Annotated in this window: 21 protein-coding genes; 17 read left to right on the top strand and 4 right to left on the bottom strand. The window is 64.5% G+C overall.

Features of this window, described 5'->3' with window-relative positions; translation table 11 throughout:
• Positions 1-33: 33 nt before the first annotated feature.
• The 7 genes from NLR35_RS18085 to NLR35_RS18055 all read left to right on the top strand — a co-directional run bounded on the left by NLR35_RS18085 (position 34) and on the right by NLR35_RS18055 (position 7,667).
• Positions 34-1,134: an LLM class flavin-dependent oxidoreductase gene (locus NLR35_RS18085; protein ID WP_257167874.1), complete on the top strand. Its 1,101-nt coding sequence runs from the start codon at positions 34-36 to the stop codon at positions 1,132-1,134.
• A 189-nt stretch (positions 1,135-1,323) separates the two neighbouring features.
• Positions 1,324-1,749: a hypothetical protein gene (locus NLR35_RS18080; RefSeq protein WP_257167873.1), complete on the top strand. Its 426-nt coding sequence runs from the start codon at positions 1,324-1,326 to the stop codon at positions 1,747-1,749.
• Between the two features lie 301 nt (positions 1,750-2,050).
• Complete coding sequence (locus tag NLR35_RS18075) at positions 2,051-3,598, top strand: ABC transporter substrate-binding protein (RefSeq protein WP_257167872.1); 1,548 nt, start codon at positions 2,051-2,053, stop codon at positions 3,596-3,598.
• 82 nt (positions 3,599-3,680) lie between these two features.
• A complete protein-coding gene (locus tag NLR35_RS18070; RefSeq protein ID WP_257167871.1) occupies positions 3,681-4,652 on the top strand; it encodes an ABC transporter permease in 972 nt (323 codons plus the stop codon).
• Complete coding sequence (locus NLR35_RS18065) at positions 4,649-5,488, top strand: ABC transporter permease (protein ID WP_257167870.1); 840 nt, start codon at positions 4,649-4,651, stop codon at positions 5,486-5,488. Before NLR35_RS18070 ends, NLR35_RS18065 begins: the two co-directional genes overlap by 4 nt.
• A 170-nt stretch (positions 5,489-5,658) precedes the next feature.
• The gene (locus NLR35_RS18060; protein WP_257167869.1) at positions 5,659-7,263 is read left to right on the top strand and encodes an ABC transporter ATP-binding protein; all 1,605 of its coding nucleotides are present in this window, start codon (positions 5,659-5,661) and stop codon (positions 7,261-7,263) included.
• A gap of 221 nt (positions 7,264-7,484) precedes the next feature.
• Positions 7,485-7,667, top strand: coding sequence for a hypothetical protein (locus tag NLR35_RS18055; RefSeq protein ID WP_257167868.1), 183 nt, complete (start codon positions 7,485-7,487; stop codon positions 7,665-7,667).
• A 48-nt stretch (positions 7,668-7,715) separates the two neighbouring features.
• Here the strand turns inward: NLR35_RS18055 and rpsU are convergent, their stop codons facing one another.
• Positions 7,716-8,030, bottom strand: a complete 315-nt coding sequence (rpsU, locus tag NLR35_RS18050) for a 30S ribosomal protein S21 (protein WP_257167867.1) — start codon at positions 8,028-8,030, stop codon at positions 7,716-7,718.
• Between the two features lie 477 nt (positions 8,031-8,507).
• Between rpsU and NLR35_RS18045 the strand changes: the two genes are divergently transcribed.
• The 3 genes from NLR35_RS18045 (at position 8,508) to NLR35_RS18035 (ending at position 9,422) form a co-directional block, all read left to right on the top strand.
• Complete coding sequence (locus NLR35_RS18045; protein WP_006613659.1) at positions 8,508-8,714, top strand: cold-shock protein; 207 nt, start codon at positions 8,508-8,510, stop codon at positions 8,712-8,714.
• A 135-nt stretch (positions 8,715-8,849) separates the two neighbouring features.
• Entirely contained in the window at positions 8,850-9,092 is a 243-nt protein-coding gene (locus NLR35_RS18040; RefSeq protein WP_257167866.1) for a transcriptional regulator, read from the top strand.
• Positions 9,093-9,176: 84 nt separating this feature from the next.
• The gene (locus NLR35_RS18035; protein ID WP_257167865.1) at positions 9,177-9,422 is read left to right on the top strand and encodes a hypothetical protein; all 246 of its coding nucleotides are present in this window, start codon (positions 9,177-9,179) and stop codon (positions 9,420-9,422) included.
• An 85-nt stretch (positions 9,423-9,507) separates the two neighbouring features.
• Here the strand turns inward: NLR35_RS18035 and NLR35_RS18030 are convergent, their stop codons facing one another.
• Together NLR35_RS18030 and rpmB are read right to left on the bottom strand one after the other, a co-directional pair.
• Positions 9,508-10,770 (bottom strand): DUF2235 domain-containing protein, encoded by a 1,263-nt coding sequence (locus NLR35_RS18030; protein ID WP_257167864.1) that lies wholly within the window; start codon positions 10,768-10,770, stop codon positions 9,508-9,510.
• Positions 10,771-11,095: 325 nt separating this feature from the next.
• Complete coding sequence (gene rpmB / locus NLR35_RS18025; protein ID WP_006613663.1) at positions 11,096-11,404, bottom strand: 50S ribosomal protein L28; 309 nt, start codon at positions 11,402-11,404, stop codon at positions 11,096-11,098.
• 557 nt (positions 11,405-11,961) lie between these two features.
• Here rpmB and NLR35_RS18020 point away from each other — a divergent pair.
• The 7 genes from NLR35_RS18020 to NLR35_RS17990 all read left to right on the top strand — a co-directional run bounded on the left by NLR35_RS18020 (position 11,962) and on the right by NLR35_RS17990 (position 20,013).
• Entirely contained in the window at positions 11,962-12,810 is an 849-nt protein-coding gene (locus NLR35_RS18020; RefSeq protein WP_257167863.1) for a DUF3108 domain-containing protein, read from the top strand.
• Between the two features lie 563 nt (positions 12,811-13,373).
• Positions 13,374-16,847, top strand: coding sequence for a helicase-related protein (locus NLR35_RS18015; RefSeq protein ID WP_257167862.1), 3,474 nt, complete (start codon positions 13,374-13,376; stop codon positions 16,845-16,847).
• Positions 16,847-17,173 (top strand): RNA-binding S4 domain-containing protein, encoded by a 327-nt coding sequence (locus NLR35_RS18010; RefSeq protein WP_257168024.1) that lies wholly within the window; start codon positions 16,847-16,849, stop codon positions 17,171-17,173. Before NLR35_RS18015 ends, NLR35_RS18010 begins: the two co-directional genes overlap by 1 nt.
• Before the next feature lie 114 nt (positions 17,174-17,287).
• Positions 17,288-17,626 carry a ferredoxin FdxA gene (fdxA, locus tag NLR35_RS18005; RefSeq protein ID WP_006613667.1) on the top strand — a complete coding sequence of 113 codons (339 nt, stop codon included), beginning with the start codon at positions 17,288-17,290 and terminating at the stop codon, positions 17,624-17,626.
• 501 nt (positions 17,627-18,127) lie between these two features.
• Complete coding sequence (locus NLR35_RS18000; protein ID WP_257167861.1) at positions 18,128-18,955, top strand: CarD family transcriptional regulator; 828 nt, start codon at positions 18,128-18,130, stop codon at positions 18,953-18,955.
• An 83-nt stretch (positions 18,956-19,038) separates the two neighbouring features.
• A complete protein-coding gene (locus NLR35_RS17995) occupies positions 19,039-19,560 on the top strand; it encodes a hypothetical protein (RefSeq protein ID WP_257167860.1) in 522 nt (173 codons plus the stop codon).
• A gap of 63 nt (positions 19,561-19,623) precedes the next feature.
• Positions 19,624-20,013, top strand: a complete 390-nt coding sequence (locus tag NLR35_RS17990) for a hypothetical protein (protein WP_257167859.1) — start codon at positions 19,624-19,626, stop codon at positions 20,011-20,013.
• 23 nt (positions 20,014-20,036) lie between these two features.
• Here NLR35_RS17990 and NLR35_RS17985 read toward each other — a convergent pair whose 3' ends face one another.
• On the bottom strand, positions 20,037-21,029 hold the full coding sequence (locus NLR35_RS17985; RefSeq protein ID WP_257167858.1) for a hypothetical protein: 993 nt from the start codon (positions 21,027-21,029) through the stop codon (positions 20,037-20,039).
• Positions 21,030-21,261: the final 232 nt, after the last annotated feature.

The raw sequence follows: 21,261 nt of genomic DNA, 5'->3' as shown, positions 1-21,261 counted from the left end.
TGCGCCGCAGTATAAACGCGAGAGGAAAGCGCCATGGAAATCGGATACTTCACGATGCCCTCGCATCCGCCGGAGTGCGGGTTGAAAGAAGGGCAGGAATGGGACCTTCAGGTCCTGCGCTGGCTCGATGAGCTCGGCTATCAGGAAGCCTGGATCGGCGAGCATCACACCGCGCCCTGGGAGCCGCATCCGGCGCCCGACCTGATCCTGGCGCAGGCCTTTCGCGAGACCAAGAACATCCGGCTCGGCCCCGGCGGTTTCCTGCTCCCCTATCATCATCCCGCCGAGCTCGCCAACCGCGTCGCGATGCTCGATCATCTCTCCGACGGCCGGCTCAATTTCGGCATTGCCGCATCCGGCCTGCCGAGCGACTGGGCGATGTTCAACGTCGACGGCATGAGCGGGCAGAACCGCGAGATGACCCGCGAGGCGCTTGAGATCATCCTGCGGCTGTGGACCGAGCCGGCGCCGTTCACGCACAAGGGCAAGTACTGGACGGTCACCAAGCCGGATGTGATGTTCGACTTCCTCAAGCCGCACATCAAGCCGGTGCAAGCGCCGCATCCGCCGATCGGCGTCGCCGGCCTGTCGAAGAATTCTGACACGCTCAAGCTCGCCGGCGAGCGCGGCTTCATTCCGATGAGCCTCAACCTCAACCCCGCCTATGTGTCGTCGCACTGGGATTCCGTCGAGGCCGGCGCCGCCAAGTCCGGCCGCAAGCCGAGCCGCAACGACTGGCGGCTGGTGCGCGAGGTGTTCGTCGCGGAGACGGACGAGGAGGCCTGGCGGCTGTCGACCGGCGACATGATGGGCCGGATGATGGGCGAATACTTCCTGCCCTTGCTCAGTCATTTCGGCTTCAAGGACTATTTGAAGCATTCACCCGACGTGGTGGATTCCGACGTGACCGTGGACTATTGCGCCAAGCGCAACTGGATCATCGGCTCGCCGGCGACGGTGACCGAGAAGATCGAGAAGATCTGGCACGAGGTCGGCGGCTTCGGGACGCTGTGCGTGTTCGGCTTCGACTACAAGCACAAGCCGGAAGCCTGGCACAACTCCCTGCGGCTGCTGAAGCACGAGGTGATGCCGAGGTTGCGCCATCTCAATGCCGATATGACCCGGGCCGCCTAGCGTTCTGCGTCCACGTCTGCCGCCCCGACGATCCGGCTCCGGCAGATGTGGCGCCACTGCAAAACTCGCTAAAATTTTCGAGCGAGTGGAGCTTCGGGTTTGACGCTCGGGTGACGGTCTCCCCGCTAGGAGGTCCGGAGCGTCAAATCCGCTGCGCCGGTGGCGCATCCGACATTCGGGAAGCAGATCATGCGGTTTCGCATCCGGAAGTTTGCCCATGTTCTCGAACGCTCCGGCCTTGCCTTGGCCGGGGCGGCCTGTGGTGTCTTCGTCGGAGCTCATGTCGGCTCCAGCGTGCCGGTGCTGACCAGCCAGGGCTTTCTGCTGGCGATGATGCTGTCCGGTGCGGCCGGTTTTTATCTCGGCATCGACACCCCGCAACTGCCGTTTCATCCTCCGGATGAAGACGTACCAGATACGAACAAGATCGATACGGCCGAATTCCTGAGCGCGGTCGGTACCTTTCTCGCGACTCTCACCGCCTTCTTTTCCGTCAGCATCATCATTCTGCGCGAGGATCCGCACATCGTCTGGACCTCCTTGATCCTGTTGGGATGGGTGATCGGGGTGGCGATGCAGATCGTCGCGGGTGCCATCGCGCGGATGCGGCGCTGAGTTTCTGATCAATTTTTGTGCTGATCCTGTCGCGACTTTCATCTGGCGCGATCGCGTGCGCGGACGCATGTCCCGGCGGAGTTCTGCTGCACGGAACTAATTGAGCGGCGCTGGTTGAGGTCGTCTCGTCCCTGCTTCCGATTGCCGTGGTACGGCGACCCCTCGGCCTGCATTTGGCGGGCCGATACCTCCGCGTCATGCATTCAGGGCAAGCGCAGCATCAAAACGCCGCATGGCCTTCGCGCGCACATTGGCGCGCTTGATGCATCGCTGCTGACCGAAATCATTTGGGACGTGCATCATGATCAAACGGGCGTTGCTGGGGATCGTTATCGGCTGCGGATTGTCCGTGGCGCAAGCGGAGGAGCCAAAGGTCGGCGGCGTCGTCAATGCGGTGATCCAGCCCGAGCCGCCCGGCCTGATGCTGGCGATGGTCCAGAACGGCCCCACCCAGATGGTATCCGGCAACATCTTCGAGGGCCTCCTGCGCTACAGTCCCAAGCTCGAGCCGCTGCCCGGCTTGGCCGCGAGCTGGACGATCAGTCCCGATGCGAAGGTCTACACCTTCAAGCTCAAGCCCGGCGTGACCTGGCACGACGGCAAGCCGTTCACTTCGGCCGACGTGCTGTTCTCGATCGAGATGCTGAAGCAGACGCATGCGCGCGCCCGCAACAATCTTGTGATGGTCGAGAAGGTCGAGGCGCCCGATGATCTCACCGTGGTGTTCACCTTGAAGGAGCCTTTCGGTCCCTTCATCGGCATCTTCGAGGTCGGCTCGCTGCCCATGGTGCCGAAGCACCTTTACGAAGGCACCGATTACAAGACCAATCCGAACAACAACGCGCCCATCGGAACCGGCCCCTTCATGTTCAAGGAGTGGCAGAAGGGCTCGTTCATCCGGATGGTGAAGAATCCGAACTACCACGAGAAGGGCAAGCCGTATCTCGACGAGGTCTACTGGCAGATCATTCCCGACGCGGCGGCCCGCTCGGTCGCGTTCGAGACCGGCAAGGTCGACGTGCTGCCGGGCGGCTCGATCGAGAATTTCGACGTGCCGCGGGTCTCCAAGCTGCCCGGCGCCTGCGTCACCGGCGCCGGCTGGGAGTTCTTCTCGCCGCTGTCGTGGATGTGGCTGAACCTGCGTAATCCGATCCTTGCCAACAAGAAGGTCCGGCAGGCGATCATGTACGCGATCGATCGCGACTTCGCCAAGGACGTGATCTGGAACGGGCTTGGCAAGGTCGCCACCGGTCCGTCGGCCTCGACGATCAAGTTCTACACCGATGACGTGCCGAAATATCCGTACGATCCCGCCAAGGCCAAGGCGCTGCTGAAGGAAGCCGGCTACAAGGGCGAGAAGATCCGCATGCTGCCGCTGGCCTATGGCGAGACCTGGCAGCGCTGGGGCGAGGCGGTGAAGCAGAACCTGCAGGACGTCGGCATGACGATCGAGACGATCGCGACCGACGTGCCCGGCGGCAACCAGAAGATCATGGAGTGGGACTACGACATCGCCTTCACCTATCTCTATCAGTACGGCGATCCCGCGCTCGGCGTCTCCCGCAACTACCTGACCTCGGCGATCGCCAAGGGGCAGCTGTTCAACAACGTCGAAGGCTATTCCAACCCCGAGGTCGACAAGCTGTTCGCCGAGGGCGCGACGGCGCCGACGGACGCCAAGCGCAAGGAGGCCTACGACAAGGTGCAGAAGATCCTCGTCGAGGACGTGCCGGTCGCCTGGCTGCTGGAGCTGCAGTTCCCGACCATCACCAAATGCAAGGTCAAGAACCTGATCACCACCGGCGTCGGCGTCAACGACGGCTTCCGCGATGCCTGGCTCGACAAATAGCGGTGGTCCAGGGAGCGCGGCCATCAGCGCCGCGCTCCAGCGCCTCAACTGATCGTGCCGAGCTGACCATCACGGGCCCTTTATGCTCTCCTTCATCGCCCAGCGCGTCGCGAAGGGCGTCATCGTCCTTCTCGCCATCATCGTGCTGAACTTCTTTCTGATCCGGCTGGCGCCGGGCGATCCCGCTGTCGTCATGGCCGGCGAGGCCGGCGCCTCCGACCAGATGTTCGTCGCGCAGTTGCGCGAGAAGTTCGGCCTTGATCGTCCGTTGCCGGAGCAGCTCCTCATCTACGTCAAGGGCATCGCTACTCTCGATCTCGGCTTTTCGTTTCGCCAGCAGGCGCCGGTATCCAGGCTGATCGCCGAACGGCTGCCCGCAACCCTGCTGCTGACGCTCTCGGCGTTTGCGATCTCGCTCGCGCTCGGCGTTCTGTTCGGCGCATTGGCGGCGCGGTTCGCCGGCACGTTCCTCGATACGGCCATTACCGTGCTCGCGCTGGTCTTCTACGCGACGCCGTTGTTCTGGATCGCGTTGATCGCCATTCTGCTGTTCTCCGTCTGGGTCGATTGGTTGCCGAGCTTCGGCTATGAGACCGTCGGCGCCGGCTACACCGGGCTGCGCCATGCGCTCGACGTTGGCGCGCATCTCGTGATGCCGGCGGCCACGCTCGGCCTGTTCTTCATGGCCACCTATACCCGCATGACCCGCGCCTCGATGCTCGAGGTGAAGCGGCTCGACTTCGTCAAGACCGCGCGCGCCAAGGGCCTGCGTGACGGCGTCATCCTGCAACGTCACGTTCTGCGCAACGCGCTGCTGCCTGTCGTGACGCTCGCGGGCGTCCACGCGGGCACGCTGGTCGGCGGCGCGGTGCTGACCGAGACGGTGTTCGCGTGGCCCGGCATCGGCCGACTGATGTACGACGCGCTGATCCAGCGCGACTACAACCTGCTGCTCGGCGTGTTCGTGGTGTCCTCCGCCATGGTGCTGATCTTCAACCTCGTCACCGACCTCGTCTACCGCCTGGTCGATCCGCGCATCGAGTACGCGTCATGAAGCAGTTCTGGCGCACCATGCTGCGCAGCCCGAGCGGCATCATCGGGCTGATCATCCTCGTCCTGGCGATCATCATCGCGGTAGCCGGGCCGTTCTACTTCCCCAATTCGCCCTGGCGCATGGTGCAGCGGCCGTTCGTGCCGCCGTTCACCTTGGCGAAGGTGCCGCTCGGCACGGATGCGCTCGGGCGGGACGTGCTGGCCGGATTGATCTTCGGCGCCCGCGTCTCGCTGCTGGTCGGCCTCGTCTCGACGCTGGTCGCGCTGGTCGTCGGCGTGCCGCTCGGCGCGATCGCCGGCTATTTCGGCGGCCGCGTCGACGATGCGCTGATGCGCTTCACCGAGTTCTTCCAGACCATTCCGAGCTTCGCGCTCGCCATCGTGCTGGTCGCGATCCTGCAGCCCTCGATCTATTCGATCGTTGCCGCGATCGGCCTCGTCAGCTGGCCGCCGGTTGCCCGCCTCGTTCGCGGCGAGGTGCTCTCCTTGCGCACCCGCGAATACGTCCAGGCGGCGATCGTCACCGGCCAGAGCAATTCGTGGATCATCTGGCGCGAGATCCTGCCCAATGCTCTGTCGCCGGTGATCGTGCTGGCCTCGCTGATGGTGGCGACCGCGATCCTCCTGGAATCCTCGCTGTCGTTTCTCGGCCTCGGCGATCCCAATCTAATCTCCTGGGGCTACATGGTCGGCGCCGGCCGCACCGTCATCCGACAGGCGTGGTGGATCACTGTGTTCCCCGGCGTCGCCATCCTGCTCTCGGTGCTCGGCCTCAACCTGATCGGCGAGGGCCTGAACGACGCATTGAACCCGCGCCTGTCGCGCGAGGGCAGGTGAGCATGGCTGATCATGACTGCCGTAGGGTGGGCAAAGCGGAGCGTGCCCACCGATTGTCGATCTCGTCTGCTTATGGTGGGCACGGCGCAGGAACGAGCGGAGCAAACGACGCGCGGCATCGGCGCGCCTCTGCCCACTCTACGAAACCTTCGCGTTGCGGACGGTGAGCGATGTCTGAGCCCGTCGTCGCCATCAAGAATCTTCGCATCGCCTTGCCCAAGGGCGCCGAGCGCGCGCATGCCGTCGACGGCGTCTCATTCGACCTCACCGCGGGGAAGATCGTCTGCGTGGTCGGCGAGTCAGGCTCGGGCAAGTCGATGTGCGCGCATGCGCTGCTCGGCCTGCTGCCGGATACCGTGACGGTCGACAGCGGCGAGATCCGCTTCGAGGGAGACGACCTGCTGAAGGTCGATGAAGACGGCTGGCGCGATTTGCGCGGCCGTCGCATCGCCATGGTGTTCCAGGAGCCGATGACCGCGCTCAATCCGCTGATGCGGATCGGCGACCAGTTGATGGAGGTGTTCGAGGCGCACGATCTGCTCTCGCCTGGGGAGCGCCGCGCCAAGGCACTGGCGCTGGTGCGCGAGGTCGGGCTGCCCGATCCCGAGCGCATCATTCGCGCCTATCCGCATCAGCTGTCCGGCGGCCAGCGTCAGCGCGCGATGATCGCGATGGCGCTGGCATTGGAGCCGGCCGTGCTCGTCGCCGACGAGCCGACCACCGCGCTCGACGTCACCACACAGGCGCAGATCCTCAAGCTGATCCGCAACCTGCAGGCCAGCCACAACATGGCGGTGATGTTCATCACCCATGATTTCGGCGTCGTCGCCGATATCGCCGATCAGGTCGTGGTACTGCGCCATGGCAAGGTCGTGGAAGAGGGCACGGCCGAAGCGGTGCTTAACCATCCGCAGCACGACTACACCAAAGCCCTGCTCGCGGCAGTGCCCTCATTCGATCCGCCGCCGCGCGTCACGCGCGAAGACGTGCCGAAGGCGATCGAGGTGATCGGCCTCGACAAGACCTATGTGACGCCCACCGGCTGGTTCCGTCCGAAGCGCGAGACCCGTGCGGCGCATGCGGTGAACTTCGCCATTCACCAGGGCGAGACGCTCGGCCTCGTCGGCGAGTCCGGCTCGGGCAAGTCCTCGGTCGCACGCCTGGTGATGCGGCTGATCGAGGCCGATCGCGGCACGGTGCGGATCGGCGACGTCGATCTCACGGCGCTCGAGGGCCGTGCCCTGCGCGCGCAGCGCCATCGCATCCAGATGATCTTCCAGGATCCGTTCGCCTCGCTGAATCCGCGCCGCAAGGTCGGCCGCATCATCGCCGACGGCATGGTCGCGCGCGGCGCGCCGCTCGATGCCGCGCTGAAACGAGCGCAGGAGCTGTTAGGTCTCGTCGGGCTCGATGCCGGCGCCATCGCGCGCTATCCGCACGAATTCTCCGGAGGCCAGCGCCAGCGCATCGGCATCGCGCGCGCGCTCGCGCTCGATCCGGAGATCATCGTTGCCGACGAGGCGGTATCGGCGCTCGACGTCTCCGTGCAGGCGCAGGTGCTGCGTCTCCTGGAGGATCTGAAGTCCCGGCTCGGCCTGTCGATGCTGTTCATCACCCACGATCTGCGCGTCGCCGCGCAGATCTGCGACCGGATCGCAGTGATGCAGAAGGGCGAGATCGTCGAGCTGAAACCGACGGCGGCGCTGTTCGCCAATCCGGAGCATTCCTATACGCGCGAGCTGCTCGCGGCCGTTCCGGGGCGCAAGCCTCGATGACGTGATCGCGCGCCCCGAATGAGTTGCAACATAATTGGCACAATCTCGTTATACGATCGACTGACTCGAGGACGCGGCTCCGGGCCGTCTGCAAAGCCGGCTCCGAGCAGCATGCTCACGAGGACGGCGATCCGTCGAGGACGTCATTGAGCCGTGACCGTCCCGTGCCAGTCATCCCAGGATGTCTTGCCGACATTCACGATCCAGCAAGGAAATTCATCATGTCAGAGCGCAGGCCTACGGCCGCCGTGCTTGAAGCCCACAAGGCCTTCAAGCCGGCCGCGGCGACGACCAGTGACTATGAGAAAGCGCAGGACGCGTTCAACCAGAACAGAGAGCGGCTCAAGGCCGAGCGCCTTGCGCGCGAAGCGGCTGTTCGCGACAGCAAACAAAAGCCGGCCTGACAGCCGGCTTCGTTCGCGCCGATGTCGGCCGGTCAGCCGGCCTCTTGCTTAGCTGCGAGGTGTCGCGGATGCGAGATGGCCTGGCGGGCGCTCGCGCGCTGACGTGGTGGAGGGCAGTGCGCCCGGCCGTGCCGCAGGTACCTTCTTCACGGGCGCCGGCAGCAACCCTTCACGGATCGCCTGCTTGCGTGCGACCTTGCGCTGGCGCCGGATCGCGTCGGATTTCTCGCGTGTCTTGCGCTCGGACGGCTTCTCATAGGAGCGCCGGCGCTTCATCTCGCGGAACACACCCTCGCGCTGCATCTTGCGCTTCAGAATGCGCAATGCCTTCTCGACGTCGTTGTCACGAACAAGAACCTGCAAAAGCGTCCTCCTTGTCTTCATCTCGCGATGACATTGTTAGATGACATTGTTAGCTGAGTGGTATGCCGAAGTGAGCTCGGCCGGCGCGGCGCACATCGAGGCGTCACGTTGAACAGGCCGTTAGACAAGCGGCGTTAGAATGAGTTGGGCCCGTCGTACCGAGACATCGTCATCCCCTTCCGAGAAGGCGGGAGCACGAGGTGTCTCTCAGCCATCGATGGCCAAGCCGTTACCGATGGTACCGAGAAACATAAGCGCGAAGGGTCGAGATTGCCAGCGCATTGGGTCAGCGGCGTCAGCTCTGCAAACTATATTTGCCACGCGCCCTTGTAATCCCCAGGAAAGGGTCTACCTTGAGATTGTTCGATTAGCCGCTGTGCCTTTCTGAATGTGCCCGCGGGCTATTTCCAAAGTCATCGCTCAGTTGAATGATGATGTCGTGCGGTGTTCGCGCGACGAATATGCTTGGAGATAGACATGCAGGGTACCGTAAAGTGGTTCAACGGCCAGAAGGGCTTTGGTTTCATTCAGCCGCAGGACGGCGGGAACGACGTGTTCGTTCACATCAGCGCCGTTGAGCGTGCTGGTCTGTCCGGTCTGGCCGAAGGCCAGAAGCTCAATTACGACGTCAAGACCGACAAGATGCGCGGTAAGACCAGCGCGGAAAATCTCTCGCTGATCTGATCGCGTCGATCCATCGATCTCTTGCCATTTCACGGATGTACTGAAATGGCCGGTTTGCCCGCTCGATCTCCAGGATTGAGCGGGCTGTTCGCGTTTCGTGACGACGATTGGCAGCTCTTGAGAAGGAATCGGTCGATGGCAACGAAGCGAGCAGTGGCGCCGTCGGCTGAAAGCATCGCGCGTGCGGAGCGCAAGCAGCTCGCCGCCGAGGACGGTGCCAAGGCGATGGCCGAGTGGGATCGGCGTGCAACCGCGGTCCGCAGCAACATGGAACGGCTGCGCGCGCTCAGGCTGGCCAAGGAGGCGCAGGACGCGACGGCTGGCGGCGATGCCGCCTCCGCGTCGAGCGCAAAGCGGCGCAAGAAGGTCGCTCGATAGTTCGAACCACGAGCGGCGATGTTCGTTTGCTTCTGAAGCCAGCGTTTCGCGTACAGGTTCCACCTTCCTGCCGAGGAGGCTGACGTGGCCAAATCCGTCGCGACCAACGTTCGTATTTCGAGGGAAGATGCCGAGGGAGGGCAGATGATCGCCTTTGCGCTCGCGATCGGCTCGACGCGGCAGGTGTGTCAGCTCGAAACCAGCTTCTGCACCCGCAATCAGGCGCTGGCCTATCTGCAGCGACATCGCACCGCGTTCGAGCAGCGCGCGCGCGAGCTGTTCGCGCGCGGGGAGGTCACGGACGGCGTCATTCATCTGAAAATGATCTGATGCCGGTCGTGGGCCCAGTCCTCGATCGGTGGCGAGCCGGCGCCGTGCGCACCGTTCAATGTGCCAGGGCTCCGGAAGCGATCGTCTAGTCCGTCTTCTGCTTAACCGGCAGCGGCACGCGCTCATACGTCGCCGGGAGGTTCACCGGCCGGTAGTCCTTCGACTCCGCGATGCGCATCAGCACGCTCTCATGGATGAATGCGCCGTCGGGAATGAAGCGCGGCTCGCAATCGGGGATGTAGAAGCCGAAATGGACCTTGCGCTCGGGCCATTCCTTGTACTTCGCCCGCTTCGGCAGATATTCGAGCAGCCGCCAGGCCGGCGTCATCGAATTGTGCAGCGGGCCGCGGATGCTCGGCTCCACATAAGAGAACGGGCTGTTCTTGCGCTGAACGCCCCAGGCGAGCTGATTGACGGTGCGTGGATTGACCGCGAGTCCGGCCTCGACCGCCTCGTCGATCATCCAGAGCAGCGGATATTTCGAGGCTGCTGATTGCGCCTCCGGATAGCCGCCGCCGACGTCGCAATGCACGCCTGCGAACCACACCTGCTTGGCGTCCTGCGGGCTCGCCTTGGCCTTGTTGAAGCGGTTCGGCGTGAAGGTCTGGGGCATCTCCCAAGGCTTCAGCCGGAACATGCAGCGCCGCTCGTCCATTGCTGCGGCCTGACGAAAGATCTTCACGCTGGGATTGCTGATCGTGAACGCCAGCTCCTCGAGGCTCGGCAGCGCGAACAGCCGGTCGGTGCGCGGCACGATCACGCTGGCCACCGTATCCCACACGCCGACGAAGTGAATGGTCGGCCAGCGCGTCGAGGTGATGCGCGCGAACTGTGCGGCCTGGTCGTCGCGGCTCTCCGGGATCGGACCTTCTTCCTCCGTGCTCTCGACCTCCTTGGTGACGCCGCGTCCGGCCTGCGGATTGTCGGATGAGTACTTCTTGTAGGCGATCACGCCGGAGCCGGCCAGATTGAGCTGATCGGGCGAGATCAGTCCAACCTTGTGAATCAGGCCGGCCAGTACGCGCACCGTGTAGGCGCCGCGCGAGAAGCCGAACAGGAATATACGGTCGCCGTCCTCATAATGTGTCGCCAGGAAGCAGTAGGCGTTGATGACGTTGTCATCAAGCCCGTAGCCGGTGGCGAGACCGAGCACCATGTTGAAATTGGTCTTGAAGCGATGCCAGCTGTCGGGCTGCGTCAGGGTGCCGACGCCGGGATCGTAGAACACGGCCTGGTGCGGCGTCGTCTTGTCGGTCTTGCGCAGGCAGCGATAGAGCTTGAGGACGTTCGAAATGTTCTCGCTGATCTCGTTGCCGGTGCCGTCGCAGCAGATGACAATATTCTTCATGACAAAGGAATGTCCGCGATAATGCTACCGCAGCGAGTGTAGAGCATCCCGCTGCCGTTGGGGAGGTCGATGGCCATGACACTTCGTCTGGGGCGCGCCGGTCACCCGCGCGGGTGACATCGCCATCATCGATCATCGATGGCCATTGTGCGAACGCGATGGCACGAAAACGCGCTCGCTTGTTCGTTTCGCGGCCTCCGCGCGGGCGGGTCTGGCGCCGTCATCTCGCAAACGAAAACGGCCGGATCTGGCGACCCGGCCGTTCTCTCAATTCATTTGGACCTCGCGCGCGATGCGGCGGGTCCTGGCGATGTGGTCCTGAAGCTCAGCTCGCCTTGGCGACCGGAGCGGCCTCGGCGGCCTTCTTCTCGATGGCGCGCTTCAGCTCGAGGGCGCGCGGCGACAGCGCCGCGGCGTTGGCCTTCAGCAGGTAGGCATCGAGGCCGCCATTGTGGTCGACGCTCTTGATCGCGTTGGTCGAGACGCGCAGGCGCACGTTGCGGCCGAGCACATCCGAGATGAAGGTGACGTTGCACAGGTTCGGCAGGAAGCGCCGCTTGGTCTTGATGTTCGAGTGGCTGACCTTGTGGCCAACCTGGGGGCCCTTGGCCGTCAGTTCACAGCGCCGCGACATGGCAATAAATCCTCTCTCATCCCCGCACCCTTCGTCCGCTCGTATCGGCGGGCCGCGGGGGTCCAAAACTCGTCCAGCTCGTCTCTGGGAGATGCGGTCCTATAGGGGGGACGGGGCTTTTCGTCAAGGTTTTGAAGGCCACGGCAATCGGCTGGCGTCGGGGCTTGCCGGAACCTGCGTCGGGACGCATGCCGCCGCGAGCAGGTCTGCGGCGTCCGGCCGCAATTACCGCCGATCAGAAAAGCGGACGTATAATCAAGGGTATAGCGTACAGTTTAGACCATATAAAGGGCGCATTCCGGCGTGATGGATAGGCATCCCGCGAACCATCCCAGCGCCAGAACGGCGGGCTCCTGGCGCGGTGCCGGAAAAAGAGTGCGCGGTTCCGGCAAGTCAGAGGACGATCGTTCCAGGGCCGTTCGGGCGCAAAGCGCTGGACAAACCGCCATTGTCGGCCGGTTCGCGTTGTTCGAAGGCGTTTTTGGCTTAAGTAGCAAGGACGGCGCGTCGGATCAGTCCGGCGCTCAGGCAGGCGGATCGGCAGGATCATCCCTCACGTGACCATCATCTCGGCTCCCTCATTCCTCTCGCGCCGCCTGATCGCGGCCGGTTCCGCCCTTTGTTTGTTGCTGCTGGCGCAGAGCGCGCAGGCGCAGGCCCGGCTGGACGCGCAATATGAGGCGTCGCTGGCCGGTATTCCCGTGGGCAAGGGCACCTGGGCGATCGAGATCGGCGACGACCAATACGGCGCGTCCGCGCAAGGCGGCACCGCGGGACTGCTGAAGAGCTTCTCGCAGGGCTCCGGCACGGGCTCGGTGCAGGGGCGCGTCGTCAACGGCGCGCTGGTCGCTCAGAGCTACCAGGCCTCGACCACCACGGGAAAGAAATCCGAGCAGATCCGCATCAACCTGCAGAACGGCACGGTGAAGGATTTCGCCATCGAGCCGACCCCGCCGGTCGATGCCGACCGCATTCCGGTGACGGACGCGCACAAGCGCGGCGTGCTCGATCCGATGACGGCCTCGCTGGTGCGGGTGCCAGGCAATGGCGAGCTGCTGTCGCCGGACTCCTGCCGTGGCGCCGCGCCGATCTTCGATGGCCGGATGCGCTACGAGCTCAAGCTCGACTACAAGCGCATGGAGAACGTCAAGGCCGAGAAAGGCTATCGCGGCCCGGCGCTGGTCTGCGCGATCTACTTCACGCCGGTCGCCGGCTACATCCCGGACCGGCCGGTGATCAAATATCTCGCCCAGGCGCGCAACATGGAAGTCTTCTTCGTGCCGCTCGCAGGCACGCGCGTGCTGGTGCCGTTCAGGGTGGTCATCCCGACGTCGTTCGGCACCGCGATGCTGGAGGCGACGACGTTCATGACCCAGGCGACACCGCATGTCGCCAAGACGCAGTAGCGCGACGGACCACTATTTTTTCCCGCATGTTCGCTGCGCGTCGCTCCGGAAAGCCCTCAGAGGCTGAATCCGGATTCGGGCGTGATGGCGTGACCGCGCGGCATCGGCTTGATCATGTTGCTTGAATCGTCCCGATACCTCGAAAGGCACGTGACGCGGTCGCCGTGAGAGCGGTTCAAGATCGCGCATCAGGATGCCGCTTCGTCATATCAGCGAATCCGTTTGACTCTTGCCGCGATCTGATTCGACTCAAGGCGGGCGCCAACGCGCTCTGGTTCCCTCGCAAAAGCGTTGCTTGTCGAGCCCCTGAAAACTTGATCTAGTGCCGATGAGATCGCAGAGCGCGAGATGTTGCGGTGAACGAAGCCGGAAAGACGTGGGAGTCAGCGATTCCTTCGTGATTCGTTCTCAAGGCGTTCCGAAGCTTAAGCTGCGTCCCTATATGCGTCACGATGTGAGACAGGGTGAGGAGCGCAGCTGCTCAAATAACGACGACAAATCCAGCATCCATCGCGCCTGACCCGCGCGCCTGCAACGCCGGCTTCGAGACCCAAATTTAACGAATGGCTTTTCCGTCTTCTTCGGCTGCCTCGCCTTTCGAGCGCATGTCCGACCGTGCATCCGACCGTGCTCCTGGAAGCGGCGTCACCGCCGTGCTCGGTCCGACCAATACCGGCAAGACTCATCTTGCGATCGAGCGCATGCTTGCGCACTCCTCCGGCATCATCGGACTGCCGCTGCGCCTGCTCGCGCGCGAGGTCTACAACAAGATCGCCGATCGGGTCGGCAGCGAAGCCGTCGCGCTGATCACCGGCGAGGAGAAGATCAAGCCGAAAAATCCGCGCTATTGGGTCTCGACCGTCGAGGCGATGCCGCGGGATCTCGACGTGTCTTTTCTCGCCGTCGACGAAATCCAGATCGCGTCCGATCTCGAGCGCGGCCACGTCTTCACCGATCGCATCCTCAACCGGCGCGGCCGCGACGAGACGCTGCTGCTCGGGGCTGCGACGATGCGCCCGATCATCGAGCGGCTGTTGCCGGGCGCCTCGATGGTGACGCGGCCGAGGCTGTCGCAGCTGGAATTCGCCGGCGATCGCAAGATCACGCGGCAGCCGCGCCGGACCGCGATCGTCGCCTTCTCAGCTGACGAAGTCTATGCCATCGCGGAGCTGATCCGCCGCCAGCATGGCGGCGCGGCCGTCGTGCTCGGCTCGCTGTCGCCTCGCACCCGGAATGCGCAGGTGGCGATGTTCCAGAACGGCGACGTCGATTATCTCGTCGCCACCGACGCCGTCGGCATGGGCCTCAATCTCGACGTCGATCACGTCGCCTTTGCCTCCGACCGGAAGTATGACGGCTATCAGTTCCGCCGCCTGACGCCGTCGGAGTTTGCCCAGATCGCGGGCCGTGCCGGGCGCGCAACGCGTAATGGGACGTTCGGTACCACCGGACGTTGTGCGCCGTTCGAGCCCGAGCTGGTGAATGCGCTCCAGAACCACACTTTCGATACCGTGAAGGTGCTGCAATGGCGCAATTCGAAGCTCGATTTCGCCTCGCTCGGCGCGCTGCAGGTGTCGCTGGCGCTGGCACCCGGCCATGAGGCGCTGACGCGGGCGCCGATCGCCGAGGATCTGCGCGTGCTCGATCACGCCGCGCGCGACGCCGAGGTGCGCGACATGGCGCATGGCGCCGCCGCTGTCGAACGTCTATGGGAAACCTGCCAGATTCCCGATTATCGGCGGCTGGCGCCGGCCGCGCATGCGGAGCTGGTCACCACGGTGTTCGGCTTCCTGATGCAGAAGGGCAGGATTCCGGATGCCTGGTACGCTGCGCAGGTCGACCAGGCCGACCGCGTCGACGGCGACATCGACACGCTGTCGGGGCGGATTGCACAAATTCGCACCTGGACCTTTGTCGCCAATCGGCCAGATTGGCTTGTTGATCCCGACTATTGGCAGGGAATTACCCGCGAACTCGAAAATAAATTGTCAGACGCCCTTCATGAACGGCTCACGGAGCGTTTCGTTGATCGTCGTACCAGTGTATTGATGCGGCGCCTGCGGGAGAACAGTGTTTTGAATACGGAAATCGGCAAGACCGGCGAAGTGATCGTTGAAGGGCACGCGATCGGCCGCCTGGATGGATTCACCTTCGCCCCCGACGCCGCCGAAGCCGGCTCCGAGGCCAAGGCCTTGCAGGCTGCTGCCCAGAAGGCGCTGGCCGGCGAGATCGAGGCGCGTGCCGAGAAGCTGTCGAATGCGCCGGACGAGCACATCGTGCTCACTGCCGACGGCACCATGCGCTGGACCGGCGACGCCGTCGCCAAGCTGGTCGCGGCCGATGACGCCCTGCATCCGCGACTGCGCATCATTGCCGACGAGCGGCTGACGGGTGCGGCCCGCGACAAGGTGCAGGCCCGGCTGGATCTGTGGCTGAAGACTCATATCGAGAAGCTGCTCGGCCCGCTGTTCGAACTGTCCAAGGCCGAGGACATTACCGGCATCGCACGTGGCATCGCCTTCCAGCTGGTTGAGGCGCTCGGCGTGATCGAACGCGCCAAGATCGCGGGCGAGATGAAGGATCTCGATCAGCCGTCGCGCGCCACCTTGCGCAAATACGGCGTGCGGTTCGGCGCCTATCACATCTACGTCCCGGCGCTGCTCAAGCCGGCCGCGCGCGCGCTCGCTGCGCTGCTGTGGGCCGAGAAGCAGGGCAATATCGACATGTCCGCGCTGACCGGCGCGCAGCATCTGGCGAGCTCCGGGCGCACCTCGTTCCCGGCCGACAAGGCGCTGCCGCGTGATGCCTACCGCGTGCTCGGCTACAAGCAGGCGGGTGAGCGCGCCGTGCGCGTCGACATCCTGGAGCGCCTCGCCGACCTGATTCGCCCCGCTCTGGCGTGGCGCGAGAACACGCAGGGCGAAAAGCCGGCCGGAGCGTTCGATGGCCGCGGCTTCGTCGTAACCCAGGCGATGACCTCGCTCACCGGCTCGGCCGGCGAGGATTTCGCCTCGATCCTGCGCGCGCTCGGCTATCGCATGGAGAAGCGGCCGCCGCTGCCGCCCAAACCGGTGGAGGCGCCGGTGGAGAAGCCGGCCGAGGCCGCTGCCGAAGCGGCGCCGACGGAGGCCGTGGATGCCGGCGCGAGTGAGCCGGTGCCGACCGTGGCTGAAGCGGCTGTTGCGCCGGTCACCGAGCAGGTGATGCCGGCTCCGGAGGTCGCGGCCGAGCCTTCTGTCGCGCCCGCGCCCGTCTCGGCGATGTCGTCACTCCCCACCGTTGATTTCGTCACCGCGACTCCCTCCGAGGAGGCGCCCGCGGCTGAGGCTGTTGCGGTCGAGACCGAAGCTGTGGCCGAGACCACGGCCGAAGCGTTCCCCGAAGCCGTCGCGCTGGAGGCACCGCAGCCCGAAGCCGCGCCGGCTGACGTGGCGGAGCCTGCCGCCTCGGCCGAGGCCGCGCCGGCTGCCGAGCCCGTGCTGGTCGAGGTCTGGCGTCCCGGCGGACGCTCGGAAGAGCGTCGTCCGCGCCACGAGCATCATCAGCGCAACCGGCATCACCGTCCGCAGCACGATCGCGGCCAGGCTGCCGCTGGCGGCGAGCAGGCTGCGGCGGGTGCCGCGCCGGCCGAAGGCGAGGCGCGGGGAGATCGCCATCATCGCGGTCATGGCCGTCGCGACCGGGTCAAGGAGTTCGGCAAGGACTTCCGCAAGGGCCCGCCACAGGCCGGCGGCGAGGCTGCCGCTGCGCCGGCGCGCGAGGATCGCGGGCCGCGCCGCGACCAGGATGCCAAAGGACGCGATCAGAACCGCGACCGCAACAAGGGCGGCAAGTTCGGCGGCGATCGCGAGGGACGCGGCGGTCGCGACTTCGGCAAGGGCGGTCGCGACAAGCGCGACAGCGGCCCGGCGCTGCGCCCCTACGCCTCGAGCGGCGGCGGTGGTCGCGATCGCGACCGGCCGGCCGATCCGAATTCGCCGTTCGCCAAGCTGGCTGCGCTCAAGGAGCAGCTCGCGGCGAACAACCGCAAGGATTGATCCGCGCGCGCTGCGCCGGGCCTGAGAGGACAACGCCGACGTCCGACGTTCCTTCAGAGCGCCAGCGCCTCGACAAATGGCTGTGGCATGCGCGGGTGGTGAAAGCCCGCAGCAGCGCCGCGGCGCTGGTGTCCTCGGGGCATGTGCGCATCAACGGCGTCCGCGAGACCTCGCCTGGCCATGGCGTGAAGATCGGCGATGTGCTGACCATCGCGCTCGACCGCAATGTGCGCGTGCTCAGGGTGACCGGCTTCGCCGAGCGCCGCGGCGATGCGACCTCGGTCCGCGGGCTCTATGATGACGTTGAGGCTGGCGGGCGATCGTGACCGGCTGTGCCGAAGCCGTTTGCGATTCAGTTCTTCGCCGCGCTTCACTTGCGGCACATCACGTCCTGCGCTAGTGCAGGCCTGCCGATTTGTTGATCCGTTCCGGAGCGCTGGATGACTTACGTCGTCACCGAAAACTGCATCAAGTGCAAATATACCGACTGCGTTGAAGTCTGCCCGGTAGACTGCTTCTACGAGGGCGACAACATGCTCGTCATTCATCCGGACGAATGCATCGATTGTGGCGTGTGCGAACCCGAATGCCCGGCCGACGCGATCAAGCCGGACACCGAGCCGGGGCTGGAGAAGTGGCTCGGCGTCAACGCCGAATACGCCAAGTCATGGCCGAACATCACCCAGAAGAAGGATCCGCCGGCCGATGCCAAGGAGCACGACGGCGAGGCTGGGAAATTCGAGAAATATTTTTCGTCGAAGGCCGGCGCCGGAGACTGAGGGATGGCCATCCGACCGGCGCTGAAGCAGCGCCGGCGGCTTGACGCAAAATCGCCTGCCGATCGAAATCGCGACGCGGAAACAACGGGCTAGGACAGATGTTGCGGTGCAGTGAGAAGCGCCGCACAAGTGTTCGATTCTGGCACGCTTCACTTAACCCTAACTTCGCGGATCCGTCACAATACCGCCCCTGAGGCCTCTAAATCATTGATTTTTGCGGGAAATGTGCTATATATGGCACATTCTCAGAGCCGAACCCGGCCATGCGTATACTTTTGTGGCCGCCCTTTTAGGTTCCCGCAACATCAAACAGGGGCGTGGCAGTTCCGCGCGCAGGCTGTGTCACAGAAAACGCGTAAAAAGAGTGCTTCCAAGAGTACAAAAAAAGCCGCCGCGGCCAGCCGCAGCGTTTCCAAGGGCCGTGCCCGGGCTCCTGTAAAGGAGATTCGGGCTGCCGCAAAGGCCTCGGCTGCCAAGTCCACCAAGAACAAAAGAAGCGCAATGCCTGAAAAGACTGCCAAGACTGCCGCGAAAGCATCCGCCGCGAAAACCACTCTTGAAAAGGACTCTGTTGCCAAGGCCGCTCCGGCCAAGGCTGCCGCTGCGCCCAAGGCCACCAAGACGGCCGTTCCTGCTGCTGCCCCTGTTGCCGCCAAGCCCCCCGTTGCCGCCAAGCCGGCTGCCCCCGCTGCGGCCGCGCCGCGCGTCGAGGAGAAGAAATTGCCGACCCAGCGCCAGGGCTTCAAGACCAATGAATTCGTCGTCTACCCCGCTCACGGCGTCGGCCAGATCCTGGCCATCGAGGAGCAGGAGATCGCGGGCGCCAAGCTCGAACTGTTCGTCATCAACTTCATCAAGGACAAGATGACGCTGCGCGTGCCGACCGCCAAGGTCGCCAATGTCGGCATGCGCAAGCTGTCCGAGCCGGCGCTGGTCAAGAAGGCGCTGGAGACCCTGAAGGGCCGCGCTCGCGTCAAGCGTACGATGTGGTCGCGCCGCGCCCAGGAGTACGAAGCGAAGATCAATTCGGGCGACATCGTCGCGATCGCCGAGGTCGTGCGCGATCTCTACCGCTCGGAGTCGCAGCCGGAGCAGTCCTACAGCGAACGCCAGCTGTACGAAGCCGCGCTCGACCGTCTGTCGCGCGAGATCGCGGTCGTGCAGCACTCGACCGAGACCGAGGCCGTCAAGGAGATCGAGACGCAGCTCGCCAAGAGCCCGCGCCGCGGCGCCAAGACCGAAGCCGACGCGGTCGCCGAGGGCGATGCCGACGCGGAGGGTGACGACATCGACGGCGACGACACCGCCGTGGCTGATGAGGCTGCCTGATCGACCGTTACAGCGTTTTCGAATTAGTCACTTACGAAAGCCCGGCCGCAAGGTCGGGCTTTTTGTTGCAAGGCCCTGAGGTCATGCCGGCTAATCTGCATTCCATCCAGCCGCTGCGTCGGCTCTGCCGGTTCGCCAGCCTCCTTGCTTATGCGGGCGCCTTCTCGATCTATCATCATGCGCAGCCGATCGCGGCGCAGGCCTACGACGATCTTTGTGCGGGGCAGGGTATCTCTTTCGGCCAGCCGACGCCTCTCAGCGAGCTCTGCGTAGCGCTGCTCGTCGCCGCCGTTCCGGTGGCGCTGGTCCGCAGCACCGTAAGTGTCGTGTTGGCCCTGGCCCTTGCACTGCTCGCCTTGCTGGCAGCCATGTCGTTGCTCGCCACCGCCGGCCACCCCCCATATGAATGCTTCACCCAGGCCGGAACCTATGAAGACCATGTTTCCGGGCTCGGTGACTTCGAACTTGCGTCGGCCCTCCTTGTCCTGCTCTCGTATCTCCTGCTTGCGGTCGATCTGCTGATCTGGATCCGAAGGAGATTGATCGCGCGCGGCACCGGCGCGGCCGCCAGATCCGGACTTTCACCTTCTCCCCCGCAGGTCTGATCGCGAACTTGAATGCGGACGTCGCGGCCGTTCATGACGAAGCCGCACTCGAGGCCTCGATACATGTCGGATGCGCTGGCCAGACTGATCTCCGTGAATGTCTTCCGCGACGGTGGCTCCTACGAAGCACGTTTCGCGACGGACGACGGTCGGCTGATCGCGCTATGGCTGCAGCGCTCGGCCATGCCCGATGCCGCCGGACTGCATCACCGTGAGCTTTTCCTCTACGAGGAAGGATCGGCAGTCCCGGATCCGCGACTTCTGATCACGGGCAGCTCCGAGGAGCAGGACCTGCTCCAGCGCCTCACCGAGGTCATCGCCCGGCCTCGCCAGGATTGCGATCCCGGCGAGCTGGAGCGTCTCGGGCGGATGATCGCTTGCATTGAGCGCCGGGAGCCTCTGTTCCCAGGGATGCAGCCTGCACGGCAACCGCCGCCCGGCTGGCCGGACTGAGCTCCATACGGGGAGGGGCGATATCAGCCCTCGGGCTTGGCCTGCATCTCCTGGACCTTGATCGGGCGGAGCAGCAGCTGGTTCAGTTCGGGAATGCGCGATGCGGGGAGGCGATGTGGCCCTGCCTCCGTGCCCCAGAGCTGGAACGCGCGCCAATCGACGCTGAAGACCGCCAGCGCCTCCGCATCGGCCCGTTCGAGCCGGGACATCTGCTCGTCGAGCGGTCGCTCAGGATCATAGTCGTCGAGAACGAGCTCCGGCTCGGCGATCGGAGGCAGCGCCCGGTATCCCGCTTGCTTGATCCAGGACAGCCCCTCATCCGTGACGGCACAGCAGTGCGGCATGCCGCCGAAGCCGCCGCCACGCAGTCCTCGCTCGATCCACCAGTTGTTCTGCCAGTCCTCATAGCCGAACAGCATGCCTTCCAGCCGTTCGAAATGTTCGTTCCAGCGGCCGGCCCGCCAGATCATCTTCATCGCGGGAATGCGCCACTCCTCCCCGATGGCGGCGAAGTAGACGTGCCTCGTGCCCTGGTGGCCGCCCGCCTCGATCTGCCCATCGCCGAACGCCTCGAGCTCGACCTCCTTGTGCAGCCGGCCTGCCGCGACCCAGCGGTCGAACCGCTCCTCGCCTTCAAAGCTCATGGGCGGATAAGCCTCGACGAATCGCGCCAGCTTCTTGCGGCCGTCGAGCAGCAGTGGCAGCTCGTAGCCGGTGTGGATCAGATAGGGAGCTTCCTGGATCGATTGGATGCGATCGACGATGAACTCGCGATCGGGGAAGTCGAGGGCAGCCCAGTCGAGGATGATCCCGAACGCCTCGCAGAGCTTCAGTGCCTCGGCATCCTCGAGATGGAAGATCTTCTGATCCAGCTCGGTCTCGTCGGTTGCGCCGAGCAGGACGCGCAGCTGATCAAGATCTGTGACCGCGAACCGGGCCTGCAGCACCGGGCACCATTGCTCACGATCGAACAAAGACAGCAGGAACAGGTGAGACGTCGGGCAGGGCACGGCCATGGCCGCGATATTGGCAGACAGCCGTTTTGCCGCCAATCGATTGCCGCGGCACCTGACGTCGTTTCGCCTTTGAAGTTAAGGCCTATGATTCGGGCCCTGTCATGGAGAGTGAGTTTCCTGCTGTCGGACGGCAACCGACGCGGTTACCGAGGGTCATGGCTCGCTTCCGACCTCTCGGCTGTCGTCCCGGCGAACGCCGGGACCCATAAACACAGGGCATTGTGGTTTGTCA

Source organism: Bradyrhizobium sp. SRS-191, from assembly GCF_024586915.1.
Taxonomy (GTDB): domain Bacteria; phylum Pseudomonadota; class Alphaproteobacteria; order Rhizobiales; family Xanthobacteraceae; genus Bradyrhizobium.
The sequence above is the reverse complement of the archived record's forward strand: the minus strand, read 5'-3'. Positions and strand labels throughout refer to the sequence as shown.

Bases quoted from the DNA above. Each gene is read 5' to 3' on its own strand.
- rpmB (WP_006613663.1), bottom strand. From the start codon at position 11,404: ATGTCGCGGCGCTGTGAACTGACGGCCAAGGGCCCCCAGGTTGGCCAC.
- NLR35_RS18080 (WP_257167873.1), top strand. From the start codon at position 1,324: ATGCGGTTTCGCATCCGGAAGTTTGCCCATGTTCTCGAACGCTCCGGC.
- NLR35_RS17995 (WP_257167860.1), top strand. From the start codon at position 19,039: ATGCCGGCTAATCTGCATTCCATCCAGCCGCTGCGTCGGCTCTGCCGG.
- NLR35_RS18055 (WP_257167868.1), top strand. From the start codon at position 7,485: ATGTCAGAGCGCAGGCCTACGGCCGCCGTGCTTGAAGCCCACAAGGCC.
- NLR35_RS18070 (WP_257167871.1), top strand. From the start codon at position 3,681: ATGCTCTCCTTCATCGCCCAGCGCGTCGCGAAGGGCGTCATCGTCCTT.
- NLR35_RS18075 (WP_257167872.1), top strand. From the start codon at position 2,051: ATGATCAAACGGGCGTTGCTGGGGATCGTTATCGGCTGCGGATTGTCC.
- NLR35_RS18045 (WP_006613659.1), top strand. From the start codon at position 8,508: ATGCAGGGTACCGTAAAGTGGTTCAACGGCCAGAAGGGCTTTGGTTTC.
- fdxA (WP_006613667.1), top strand. From the start codon at position 17,288: ATGACTTACGTCGTCACCGAAAACTGCATCAAGTGCAAATATACCGAC.
- NLR35_RS18065 (WP_257167870.1), top strand. From the start codon at position 4,649: ATGAAGCAGTTCTGGCGCACCATGCTGCGCAGCCCGAGCGGCATCATC.
- NLR35_RS18060 (WP_257167869.1), top strand. From the start codon at position 5,659: ATGTCTGAGCCCGTCGTCGCCATCAAGAATCTTCGCATCGCCTTGCCC.
- NLR35_RS17985 (WP_257167858.1), bottom strand. From the start codon at position 21,029: ATGGCCGTGCCCTGCCCGACGTCTCACCTGTTCCTGCTGTCTTTGTTC.
- NLR35_RS18040 (WP_257167866.1), top strand. From the start codon at position 8,850: ATGGCAACGAAGCGAGCAGTGGCGCCGTCGGCTGAAAGCATCGCGCGT.
- NLR35_RS17990 (WP_257167859.1), top strand. From the start codon at position 19,624: ATGTCGGATGCGCTGGCCAGACTGATCTCCGTGAATGTCTTCCGCGAC.
- NLR35_RS18030 (WP_257167864.1), bottom strand. From the start codon at position 10,770: ATGAAGAATATTGTCATCTGCTGCGACGGCACCGGCAACGAGATCAGC.
- NLR35_RS18000 (WP_257167861.1), top strand. From the start codon at position 18,128: ATGCCTGAAAAGACTGCCAAGACTGCCGCGAAAGCATCCGCCGCGAAA.
- NLR35_RS18015 (WP_257167862.1), top strand. From the start codon at position 13,374: ATGGCTTTTCCGTCTTCTTCGGCTGCCTCGCCTTTCGAGCGCATGTCC.
- NLR35_RS18085 (WP_257167874.1), top strand. From the start codon at position 34: ATGGAAATCGGATACTTCACGATGCCCTCGCATCCGCCGGAGTGCGGG.